The sequence below is a fragment of the Streptomyces incarnatus genome (genome assembly GCF_001027185.1).
Classification (GTDB): domain Bacteria; phylum Actinomycetota; class Actinomycetes; order Streptomycetales; family Streptomycetaceae; genus Streptomyces; species Streptomyces puniciscabiei.
The window spans coordinates 7,099,904-7,110,974 of the sequence record NZ_CP011497.1; the positions used below are offsets into that span (position 1 = coordinate 7,099,904).

Genomic DNA, 11,071 nt, shown 5'->3' on the forward strand with positions numbered 1-11,071 from the left:
CGTCGACGCTTGATGTGAGGCTGTTTCCCATGTTCGATCCGGTCATAGCGCCCAGCGGTACGCTGCTCGGCCTGCTCCAGCGGGGCCGCGGCGACGGCACCCTGCACGCGCTCACCGCCCCGCGCGCCGAAGCCCTCGCGGCCCTGGACCACTGTGTGCTGCGCGATCCCCGCCACGACTGGCAGGTGGAGAACCGCTCCCTCTACTACGCCCGGCTCTACCTCGACCTGAACGGCGAGCTGGACGCGATCGAGGCGCACCTCTTCGACCCCGAGGACGTCCTCGACACCGACGAGTCCCGCACCGGCCTCGCCCTGGCCGTGCTCGGACACCTCGCCTCCTACGGCAGGCGGGACGCGCTCGAACTGCTGCGCCGGTACGCCGCCCACGGCTCCAACTGGGCCTGGGCCCTGGACGAGCTGGCCCTCAGGGACGACGACGCCGGCCTGCGTGCCCTCGCCGCGCCGGTCCTGGCCCGCTTCCCCGCCGACGCGGAGGGCGAGGCCGAGCTGGCCGCCGCCGTCCGCGACGCCTTCGAGCCGCGGCCATGGCGCCTGTGGGCGGAGGATCCGCGCGAATCGATCGCCACGCGCGTGCGTGCCGCCCAGGAGACCGGCTGTTTCGACCGCTGGCAGCGCCAGATGCGGCCCAGCGGTCCGCGCCCCGGCTGGAGCGTGCGCGCCGTCTTCGAATGGGCGCAGGCGGGCCTGGACCGCGGCGCCGCCCTGCATGTCCCGGCCGCCCGCTGTCTGGTCGCCGTGGCCGGCCCCGAGGACCGGCCGGAGATCGTCCGGGCCGCCCGCGACGGCATCGACGGCGCCCGCTGCACCGCGCTGCGCTATCTCGCCGACAGCAACGACCCCGACGCCCTCGGCCTGATCGAGGCCGCCGTCGCCGATGGCACGACCGTCGTCATGGAGGCCGCCGTCGACGCCTTCGAACGGATGCGCAGTGTCGCCGCCGTCGAGCGCGCCCGCGGCTGGGCCCAGCGCCCCGACGCGCTCGGCGCCGCCGCCGGACGCATGCTCGCCTGCCGCGGCGGCGTCCAGGACCGCGACCTCGTCCTCGGCGCCCTCCGTGAGGCCGTACGCGGCGAGGGCCCCGACGCGCCCACGCTGTGGACCCTGGTCGACGGCGCCGGACGTCTCGGCATCGCCTGCGCGGCCCCCGTCCTGCGCCACATCTACCGCGAGACGGCCTCCTCCCATCTGCGCGGCCGCGCCGCCCGGGCCCTGGCCGCCACCGACCCCTCCTTCGCCACCGGCTTCGCCGTCGAATGCCTGTGGGACTGCGAGGAGACCACCCGCGAGATCGCCGCCCGGCACGCCGAGACCGGTGACGCCCGGGTCGTGGAGCGCCTGCGCCGCCTGGCCGCCGATCCGGCCGAGGAGGCGGAGGTGCAGACGGCGGTGCGCAGCCGCTTCGGACCCGACGCCGCCCTCGGCTGACCCCACCCACGGACGCACAGAGTCCGAGGCCCCGCGCACGCAGGCGGCCCGGGCGGACGACCGCCCGCTGTGTGAACTCCTGGTGTCCCGCAGGTCAGGCGGTCATGACGGCCGTCTGACCTGCTCGGGTGTGCAGTCCAACGCTCACAGGACGTTCCCCGGGCGGAAAGATCGAAGTCGACGCGGCCACGTCCGGCACGGCGACAACACCCGTATGCGTGTCGTCATCGTGACCGAATCCTTTCCCCCCGATGTGAACGGCGTGGCCCACTGCGCGCTCCAGACCGCCCGGCACCTCGTAGATCGCGGTCACCATCCGCTCGTCGTCGCCCCCGCCCCCGCCCCGGGCAGCGGACCGGACACGGACGCCCCGTGCCCGGTCGTCCGGATCCCCTCCCTCCCGCTCCCCGGCTACCCCCAGGTCCGCGTCTCACTGCCCAGCCGGCGCCTCGCCGCCGCGCTCGTCGAACACCGCCCCGACCTGGTCCATCTCGCCAGCCCGTTCGTGCTCGGCGTGCGCGGTATGGCCGCCGCCGCCAAGCTGGGCATCCCCGCCGTCGCCGTCTACCAGACCGACCTGGCCGGCTACGCCCGCACCTACATGGGTGCCGGCGAGGCGGCCGCCTGGCGGCGGATCCGCTCCGTGCACGCCGCCGCCGACCGCACCCTCGCCCCCTCCAGCGCCGCCCTCATCGACCTGGAGGAGCACGGCGTGCCCCGGGTCCGGCTGTGGCCGCGCGGCGTGGACACCGTACGTTTCCGGCCAGATCTGCGGGACGAGGCGCTGCGCCGCGAACTCGCCCCGGACGGCGAGCTGATCGTCGGCTACGTCGGCCGGCTCGCCCCCGAGAAGCAGGTCGAACTCCTCGCCGGTGCCTGCGCTCTGGAGGGCGTCAAGGTCGTGGTCGTCGGCGACGGGCCCAGCCACGCCCACCTCACCGAGGCCCTGCCCGGCGCCGTCTTCCTCGGCCGCCGCACCGGCGGTGACCTCGCGCGGATCTTCGCCTCGCTGGACGTGTTCGTGCACACCGGCCCCTTCGAGACGTTCTGCCAGACCGTCCAGGAGGCCATGGCCAGCGGCGTACCGGTGGTCGCACCCGCCGCCGGCGGCCCGCTCGACCTGGTCGCCCACGGCCGCACCGGATACCTGGTCCCACCGCGCGATCCCGGCGCCGTCGAGGCGGCCGTCCGCGAACTGGCCGCCAACCCGGGGCGGCGGACCGCGTTCGGCGCCGCCGCGCGCACGATGGTCGAGGGCCGCACCTGGGCCGCCGTCGGCGACCAGCTGATCGCCCACTACGACGACGTGCTCGCGGCACGGAGGACGGCGGTGGCGGCATGACCGGCCAGTCCCTGCGCATCGTCCGGCTCGCCAACTTCGTCGCCCCCGCCTCCGGCGGCCTGCGCACCGCCCTGCGCGAGCTGGGCAAGGGCTTCCGGGCGGCGGGCCACGAACCCGTCCTGATCGTGCCCGGCGAACGGCACACCGACAGTGACACCGAGCAGGGCCGGGTCATCGCCCTGCCCGGCCCGCTGCTGCCCGGCACCGGCGGCTACCGCGTCCTCACCGACAGGCGGCGCGTGGCCGCGCTGCTGGAGGAGCTCGCCCCGGACCGCCTTGAGGTCTCCGACCGCACGACCCTGCGCTGGACCGGGCGCTGGGCCCGCCGCGCGCGCGTGCCCGCCGTCATGGTCTCCCACGAGACCGCCGACGGCGTCCTGCGTACCTGGGGCCTGCCCGAGCACCTCTCCCGCCGGGCCGCCGACGCCCTCAACACCCGCACCGCGCACGTCTACTCACGGGTGGTGTGCACGACGGAGTTCGCCGAGCGCGAGTTCGTCCGTATCGGCGCGCGCAACGTCGTACGCGCCCCCCTGGGCGTCGACCTGATGGAACGCCACCCCGCCCTGCGTGACCCGGGTCTGCGTGCCCGGCACGCGCGCGGGCAGGAGGCGCTGCTCGTGATGTGCTCCCGGCTGTCCGTCGAGAAGCGCCCCGGCACCGCCCTGGACGCCTTGGACGCCCTGATACGACGCGGGCGGCGGGCGGTGCTCGTGGTGGCCGGGGACGGGCCGCTCAGAGCCCGGCTGGAACAGCGCGCGCGGGAGCGCGGACTGCCGGTGACGTTCCTCGGACACGTCTCCGACCGGACCGCGCTGGGCGCCCTCCAGGCGAGCGCGGACATCGCCCTCGCGCCCGGGCCCGCCGAGACCTTCGGGCTCGCCGCACTGGAGGCCATGGCGTGCGGCACGCCCGTCGTGGCGAGCGTGTCGTCCGCACTGCCCGAGATCATCGGCTCCGCCGGGGCGACCGCGGCCGACCGCGGCGAGGCGTTCGCGGACGCCGTGGAACTGCTCCTGGACCGCGGTGAGGGCGCCCGGCGGGAGGCGGCACGCGCGCGTGCGGAGTGCTTCGGCTGGGGTACGGCCGTGGAGGCGTTCCTCGCGGCCCACGACGCGCAGGTGCTCCGCCCCGCCGGCGCCCGCCGCGACGTGCCGGAGGGCGTGGCATGAGCCCCGTCCGCTTCGTCGCCCTCGGGGACTCGCTGACCGAGGGCGTGGGCGACCCCGCCGGGGACGGCCGGCGAGGCTGGGCCGCGCTGCTGGCGGCCGCCCTCGCCGAGACCCCCGGCGCCACGGAGTTCACCAACCTCGCGGTCAGCGGCGCGCAGACCCGTGACGTGCTGGAGCGGCAGACCCCGGCCGCCCTCGAACTCCGTCCCGACCTCGTGTCGGTGGTGATCGGCGTCAACGACACGCTGCGCCGCACCTTCGACATCCAGGCAGTGGCCGCCCGCCTCGACGAGGTCTACGCGGCCTTCACCCGCGAGGGCGCGACCCTGCTCACCGCCTGCCTGCCCGACCCCGGCGCGATGCTCGGCCTGCCGAGCCCCCTGGCCCGTCCGCTGGCCCGCCGGCAACGGGCCGTCAACACGGTCGTCCACGCGCTGTCCGAGCGCTACGGCGCCGTGCACCTGCACGCCACGGACGGCGCCTGGATCAGCGACCGGACCCTGTGGAGCGCCGACCGGCTGCACCCCGGCGAACGCGGTCACCGGCAGCTGGCGGTCCGTTTCCACGCCCTGCTCGGCGAGGCGGGCTGGGCGACGGGCCGACCGCCGTCCCCGGAACCGGAGTTCCCGGCCCCCACCCGGGCGGCGAGCCTGCTCTGGCTGGCCACGGCCGGCACCGCCTGGGTGGCCCGGCGCTCCCAGGACCTGCTCCCGCAACTGCTGCGGCTGGCCGCCGACGAACTGCACCACCGCGCCCGCGGCACCAGCGCCCACCTGGACCTGACCGCCTCGACGGCGGCCTCCGCGGCCCTGTCCGCCCTGTCGGAGCGCCCCGGCCGGATCACCGGGGCCCAGCGACGCCCTGCGGTCCCACATCCGGTGGTGCCATCCGTTCCCGCACGGGCGCGAATCGGGGCGAACCCGGCCCTTGACGCCGGGGCGGGGACGGCTTGCCCGGTCATGGCGGTGGATCGGGTCGGGTCGGGGAGCCGGTGACGTCGCGTACGGCCCGGTCCCCCGTGAGGCGGCCGACCATCCCCCGTGAGGCGGCCGACCGTCCACCGTGAGGCGGCCGACCGTCCACCGTGAGGCGGCCGACCGTCCACCGTGAACGGCCGGCCCCGTTGGCGGCCGGCGCTGCCGACCCGTCGGTCTCAGACGATGCCGACCAGCCGGTACTGCTCGTCGCGCGCGTCGGTCAGGAACATCTGCCCCGGGGCGTGGGTGATGGCGAACGGCGGCCGGGAGGCCGTCACCGCCGCCTGCGGGGTCACTCCGCAGGCCCAGAAGACGGGGATGTCACCGGGCGCGAGGGCCACCGGGTCGCCGAAGTCGGGGCGGGCCAGATCCCCGATACCGAGGGCCGCGGGGTCCCCGCAGTGCACCGGACCCCCGTGCACGGCCGGCAACAGACTGCTCTCCCGGATCGCGGCGCGGATGTGCTCCGCCGGCACCGGTCGCATGGACACCACCATCGGCCCGCGCAGCCGCCCCGCCGCCCGGCACGCGCGCGTGGTGACGTACATCGGCACGTTGCGGCCCTGCTCGACATGCCGGATCGGCACGCCCGCCCGGGCCAGCGCCCACTCGAAGGTGAAGCTGCAGCCGAGCAGGAACGACACCAGGTCGTCCCGCCAGTGCGCGCGCACGTCGGTGGGTTCCTCGACCAGCTCGCCGTCCCGCCAGACCCGGTAGCGCGGCAGATCCGTGCGCAGGTCGGCGCCCTCGGCGAGGACGGTCGAGGGGGAACCGGCGTCCGTGACGTCCAGCACCGGGCACGGCTTGGGGTTGCGCTGCCAGAACAGCAGCATGTCGTACGCCCAGTCGGCCGGCACCGAGATGAGGTTGGCCTGTGTGTGGCCCGCCGCGACCCCGGCCGTCGGGCCCGCCAGGCCGTCCCGGAAGCGGGCCCGGGCGGCTCGCGGACTCCACGCGTGCGCGTGCTCGTCGACTGCGGTGACGGGGAGGTCCTCGGTACGCGGTGGCTGCGTCATGCCGACTCCTCGGGACGTGAGCAATGCCGTCCCGAGCACGGTAGGGGATCGTTCAACGATCCTTCAATACCCATGTTGTTTCGTTCCGGGCCGTGCGATTGAATTCCGGCATGGCAGAGCAGCTGACGGCACTGGCCGACGACCGTGCGCTCCTGGGGCGTACCAGCACGGCGGAGCGGGTCTCGGACATCCTCCGGAGTCGTATCGCCGACGGGTACTTCCCGCCCGGCACCCGGCTGTCGGAGGACGGCATCGGCGGGGCGCTCGGGGTCTCCCGCAACACGCTGCGCGAGGCGTTCCGGCTGCTCACACACGAACGCCTGCTGGTCCACGAGCTGAACCGCGGGGTGTTCGTGCGGGTCCTGACCGTCGAGGACGTCGAGGACATCTACCGCACGCGCGCCCTGGTCGAGTGCGCCGTCGTACGCGGGCTCGGCGAGCCGCCGTACCGGCTGGAGGGGGTCACCGCGGCGGTCGCCGAAGGAGAGCGGGCGACCGCGGAGAGCGACTGGAAGGCGCTCGGCACCGCCAACATCCACTTCCATCGGGAGCTCGTCGCCCTCGCGGGCAGCGAACGCACCGACGAACTGATGCGCAGTGTCTTCGCCGAGCTGCGGCTCGCCTTCCACGTGGTCGACGACCCGCGCCGGCTGCACGAGCCCTACCTCGCCCGCAACCAGGAGATCCTGCGGTCGCTGCAGGCCGGGGACCGGCGCGGGGCGGAAGAACTGCTGGAGACCTACCTGGCGGATTCGCTGGAGCGGATCGTCGAGGTGTACCGGCGAAGGGTGGGCGAGGAAGGCGCCCCGTAGCGGCCGTCAGCCGAAGAACGGCCCGGAGCCGAAGTAACGGCCCGCAGGTGAAGAACGGCCCGCAGCCCTTTCGGTCAAACCGGCGGAGCCGCACCGTTTGGGTCGATGTCAGACCCAGGACCTAATCTGTGCACCGTGACTTCGCCTGCATCGACGGACAGTGTTCCGCCCCAGCTCAGCGCGGGGCCGCGCCCGGCTCCGGGCCCGGCCGCCGACGAGGGGCTGGCGCGGCGGCTGCGCGCGCTCGCCTGCACCGCGCCGCTGCACGACCTCGACGCGCGCAAGGCCAACCTGGCCGGTGAGTACTCGGTGTACGGCATGGCCGAGGTGGCCCTCGCCGCCATCGACCTGGTCACCCTCAACATGGACTTCGACACCGGCGCCGACCACGAGCAGATCGTGGCCCGGCTCGTCCCGCGCATCGCCGCCCAGGCCCCGCACCGGCCGACCGCCGAGCACGAGCGCGTGGCCCGCTGGGTCCTGGAGAACCTGATCAACGTCGGCAGCGTCGACCGCGGCTTCCGCGCCCTCTACGGCACCTTCGCGCCGGATGGTTCCTACGTCCGCCGGGACTACGACTTCAAGCTGATCGAAGAGGTCCCCGGCCCCGGCGGCACGGTGTACCTGCGTACGACGGACGAGGCGGTCAACGTCCTGGTCGGCGCCCTCGACACCGACGTCACCAGCGCCCAGATCGCCGCCGAGGTCAAGCTGGAGGTGCTGATCAGCCGTGGTCGGCTCGCCGACGCCCAGCTCGCCGCCGAGCAGGCCCGCTACCGCACGGTGCAGTACTCGGAGACCCTGCGCCGTGCCCTGGAGGCCACCCGGCGCAACGTCCGCGCGGTCGACTGGCTCAACGCCGTGCCGGACATGATCGCCGAGGCCCTGGACCACGTCGCCGACCGCTACCGCCACGAGAACGCGATCCTCACCAACATCCGCAAGGCACGGGACGAGACCGAGGAGCCCGAGCACAAGCGCCGCGCCGCCGAACTGGTCGACATCGTCAAGGACTGCATCCGGCGCCACACCCAGCTCCAGTCGCGGCTGCTGGAGGCCGGCCCGCTGTTCCGCGCCGAACAGGACCGCCAGGCCTTCGCCGCACCGACCACCACGTCCGGAATAGACCTCTACGGCCATCTCGTCGCCCCCGTCCTGCCGTTGCCCCTGGAGCAGGCCATCCGGGTCACCGACGTCTTCTTCGCGAACGGCACGGGGCTGCGGACGCCCGTGTCCGTACGGGTCGCCGATCTCGTCGGCATACTGCTGACGCCGCCCGTCGAGCGGGAGCACCTGGGTGCGGAGATGCCCGAGCCCGACCTGATCGCCACGCCCGACGACAGCCGGTTCAGCGAGGAGCAGCTGGCCGCCGCGACGGAGCTGCTGGACCTGCCGGCCGACGCACCGCGCAGGCTGTCGGGGCTGCTGGCCGAGGCCCGGCGCTCCGGTGACCCCGATCTGGCCTATCTGGTGGCCCTGTTGGCGGTGCACGCGGCCAGCCCGGCCGTCGGCACCGCGTACCGGCAGGGTGAGCAGAAGCTGCTGTTCGCGGTGGACGACGGGACCGAGCTGGACGATCCCGAGTTCGGCGGGGCGGACCTGATCGTGGGGACCGCCCTGCTGGACGCGGCGGGGATGGCGGCGGACCGGACGGAAGCAGCATGAGTCGACGACAGCGTGACAAGGAGCCCCAACCGTGAGCGAGCACGTCGAGTGGAGTGAGGCGGAGTCGTCGGCACCGTCGGCGCCCGCCGCCGTCACCCCCGCCGACGCCGCCGACGCGGCGCGGCTCGTCGCCTTCGGGCTGCAGCCCAAGCTGCAGCCCGCGCGCGACCAGGAGTACGCGGAGCTGCTGCGCCGCTACCGCGAGGACCCGGCGTTCGCGCGGCTCGCCGACGCCGTCGCCGCCGGCCTGGGCCTCGTCGTGCTGGAGGTGTCCCCGCGCGCGGGCATGGCCGTGACCGCCGCCGAGGACTCGGTGTTCGCCGTCCGCATGGGCGACTACGCGCGTCGCACCGCCGCCGACTCCGGCGACCGCTTCCTGCACGGGCTCGCCCATCTCGCCGTCGCCGCACTGGCCTTCCCGCGCCCGGAGGACCTGGCCGACGACACCTACATCGGCCGCGTCACCGTCAACGGCGTCGACGCCTTCGTACGGCAGGCCTGCCGGCGCCTGGAGGAGCGGGCCGAGGAACTGGGCGAGAACACCGACCCGGCGACCGACGCGCCCGGCCTCGAGGCCGCCTGGCGCATCTGGGCCAGACGCAGCGCCACCGGCGCCACCAAGGACGCCCGCCGCCCGGCCGCGTCCACCACCGGCATCGTGGCCAAGGCCCTCGCCTTCCTCACCGACTCGGGCTTCCTGCAGCGCACCGGCGACGACGGCGGCGGCACCTACCGCACCACGGCCCGCTACCAGCTCCAGGTCCGCGACATGGCCGGCAGCGCCGCCATGGCCGAACTGCTCGAGCTGGGCGTCGTACCGGTGACCGACGGCACGGCCAGCCTGCTGCCCGCCGAGGACACCGAGGATCTGGAACTGGTCGCCGACGCCGGGCTGCCGTTCCACTCCTGAAACCCTCCGAACCACCGCACATTCCCGAAGACTTAACGCGAGAGTCCGCCATGTACGAGCTGTCCCGGGTCCGCCTCTACTCCATCGGTCCCGCCGGTGCGCGCTACGCCGACACCGTGCTTGACCTGCGGGGTGTCGGCGAGCCCGTGCCCGACCCGGCGCCCACGCAGGCGGAGTTCTTCGAGGAGGAGCCGTCCGGCCCGCCGCGCCGCCCCGCGCCCGCGGGCGTGCTCTTCCTGGAGAACGGCGGCGGCAAGTCCGTCCTGCTCAAACTGATCTTCTCGGTGATGCTGCCGGGCCACCGCAACACCCTCGGCGGCGCCAGCTCCGGTGTGCTGCGCAAGTTCCTGCTTGCCGACGACTGCGGACACGTGGCGCTGGAGTGGCAGCACGTGCAGACCGGCGAGTGCGTCGTCGTCGGCAAGGTGAGCGAGTGGCGCGGACGGCAGGTGTCCAGCGACCCCCGCAAGTTCGCCGAGGCCTGGTACTCGTTCCGGCCCGGCCCCGGACTGAGCCTGGACAACCTGCCCGTCGCCGAGTCCACCGCCGTACGGCCGCCCGTCGAGGGCACCTCGGGCGCCCAGGGTCGGCGCCGCACCATGAAGGGCTTCCGCGACGCCCTGACGGAGGCCGGCAAGGCCTACCCGCACCTGGAGGTGCACTGGGAGGAGATCCACGACCGCTGGATCGAGCACCTCGGCGACCTCGGCCTCGACCCCGAACTCTTCCGCTACCAGCGGGAGATGAACGCCGACGAGGGCGAGGCGGCCGGTCTCTTCGCGGTCAAGAAGGACTCCGACTTCACCGACCTGCTGCTGCGCGCCGTCACCGACACCCGCGACACCGACGGCCTCGCCGACCTCGTCAGCGGCTTCGGCAACAAGCTGGGCCGACGCGCGGAGCTGATCGCCGAACGCGACTTCACCGCCGGGTCGGTCGACCTGCTCGGGCGGATCGTCGAGGCCGCCGAGGCGCGCTCACGCGCGCGTGACATCCACGCCGGCGCCGAGCGCCGCACCCGCACTCTCGCCCGGCGGCTGTCCGCGCGGGCGGTGCGGGAGCGGGTGCGCGCCGCCGACCTCGCCCAGCGGGTCACGGCCGCCGCCTACGCCGTCACCCACTCCGAGGGCGCCCGTGAGCGCAGCGCCCTGATCGCCGCCGAACTCGCCTACCGGCACGCCTCCCTGGCCCTGGCCGCCGCCGAGAAGTCCGCCGCCGCGCAGAAGCGCGAGCTGGCCGACGCCCGCACCCTGCACTCCGCCTGGCAGGCCGCCGAGGCCGTGCTGCGCCACCGCGCCGCCGCCGACCGGGTCGCGCGCGTGTCCGCCGCCATCCAGGAGGCCGAGCGGGACGCGGCGCCCGCGCTCGCCGCCCGCGCCAAGGCCGCCGTGGACCTCGTACGGGCCCTGCACGCGGCCGCCGAGAGCGCCGAGGCCCTCGCCAACGAGGGGGAGGAGCGCTCCGCCGCGCTGCAGGATGTCAGCGAGTCCGCCTACCGTGACTCGACGACCGCCGCGACCGAGGCCCAGCGCGCCCGCAGCGAGGCCGGGCATCTGCGCCAGCGCCTCGCCGAGGTCGAGCAGGAGACCGCCGAGGCGGTCCGCGCGGGCTGGCTCGACGACACCGCCCCGGACGCCGACCCGGCGCGGGCCGCGCTCGCCGCCAGCGACGCCGAGAAGACCGCCGTGGCCGCCTGGGACGCGGCCCGCGAGGCCGCCCGCAAGGCCAC

General features: G+C 74.8%; 8 protein-coding genes and 1 pseudogene. 8 read left to right on the forward strand and 1 reads right to left on the reverse strand.

The window, feature by feature from the left end:
• Positions 1-29: 29 nt before the first annotated feature.
• The 4 genes from ABB07_RS32225 to ABB07_RS32240 all read left to right on the forward strand — a co-directional run bounded on the left by ABB07_RS32225 (position 30) and on the right by ABB07_RS32240 (position 4,957).
• Positions 30-1,448: a HEAT repeat domain-containing protein gene (locus ABB07_RS32225; protein ID WP_208902014.1), complete on the forward strand. Its 1,419-nt coding sequence runs from the start codon at positions 30-32 to the stop codon at positions 1,446-1,448.
• Between the two features lie 214 nt (positions 1,449-1,662).
• Positions 1,663-2,790: a glycosyltransferase family 4 protein gene (locus ABB07_RS32230; RefSeq protein WP_208902015.1), complete on the forward strand. Its 1,128-nt coding sequence runs from the start codon at positions 1,663-1,665 to the stop codon at positions 2,788-2,790.
• The gene (locus tag ABB07_RS32235; protein ID WP_208902016.1) at positions 2,787-3,962 is read left to right on the forward strand and encodes a glycosyltransferase; all 1,176 of its coding nucleotides are present in this window, start codon (positions 2,787-2,789) and stop codon (positions 3,960-3,962) included. Before ABB07_RS32230 ends, ABB07_RS32235 begins: the two co-directional genes overlap by 4 nt.
• Positions 3,959-4,957: an SGNH/GDSL hydrolase family protein gene (locus ABB07_RS32240; protein WP_208902017.1), complete on the forward strand. Its 999-nt coding sequence runs from the start codon at positions 3,959-3,961 to the stop codon at positions 4,955-4,957. Before ABB07_RS32235 ends, ABB07_RS32240 begins: the two co-directional genes overlap by 4 nt.
• Positions 4,958-5,115: 158 nt before the next feature.
• On the opposite strand, the gene ABB07_RS32245 is transcribed toward ABB07_RS32240, so the two are convergent.
• A complete protein-coding gene (locus ABB07_RS32245) occupies positions 5,116-5,955 on the reverse strand; it encodes a putative hydro-lyase (RefSeq protein ID WP_208902018.1) in 840 nt (279 codons plus the stop codon).
• 110 nt (positions 5,956-6,065) lie between these two features.
• Between ABB07_RS32245 and ABB07_RS32250 the strand changes: the two genes are divergently transcribed.
• The 4 genes and pseudogenes from ABB07_RS32250 to ABB07_RS41090 all read left to right on the forward strand — a co-directional run.
• Positions 6,066-6,767, forward strand: a complete 702-nt coding sequence (locus ABB07_RS32250; protein WP_208902019.1) for a GntR family transcriptional regulator — start codon at positions 6,066-6,068, stop codon at positions 6,765-6,767.
• Positions 6,768-6,902: 135 nt separating this feature from the next.
• Complete coding sequence (locus ABB07_RS32255; RefSeq protein ID WP_208902020.1) at positions 6,903-8,432, forward strand: hypothetical protein; 1,530 nt, start codon at positions 6,903-6,905, stop codon at positions 8,430-8,432.
• Between the two features lie 31 nt (positions 8,433-8,463).
• Positions 8,464-9,342: a hypothetical protein gene (locus ABB07_RS32260; protein WP_208902021.1), complete on the forward strand. Its 879-nt coding sequence runs from the start codon at positions 8,464-8,466 to the stop codon at positions 9,340-9,342.
• A 50-nt stretch (positions 9,343-9,392) separates the two neighbouring features.
• Positions 9,393-11,071: pseudogene (locus tag ABB07_RS41090) on the forward strand (hypothetical protein); the annotation flags it as partial.

What these genes read in the sequence shown, in the direction of transcription:
- ABB07_RS32245 (WP_208902018.1), bottom strand. Translation starts at nt 5,955, where the DNA reads ATGACGCAGCCACCGCGTACCGAGGACCTCCCCGTCACCGCAGTCGAC.
- ABB07_RS32250 (WP_208902019.1), top strand. Translation starts at nt 6,066, where the DNA reads ATGGCAGAGCAGCTGACGGCACTGGCCGACGACCGTGCGCTCCTGGGG.
- ABB07_RS32235 (WP_208902016.1), top strand. Translation starts at nt 2,787, where the DNA reads ATGACCGGCCAGTCCCTGCGCATCGTCCGGCTCGCCAACTTCGTCGCC.
- ABB07_RS32225 (WP_208902014.1), top strand. Translation starts at nt 30, where the DNA reads ATGTTCGATCCGGTCATAGCGCCCAGCGGTACGCTGCTCGGCCTGCTC.
- ABB07_RS32240 (WP_208902017.1), top strand. Translation starts at nt 3,959, where the DNA reads ATGAGCCCCGTCCGCTTCGTCGCCCTCGGGGACTCGCTGACCGAGGGC.
- ABB07_RS32230 (WP_208902015.1), top strand. Translation starts at nt 1,663, where the DNA reads ATGCGTGTCGTCATCGTGACCGAATCCTTTCCCCCCGATGTGAACGGC.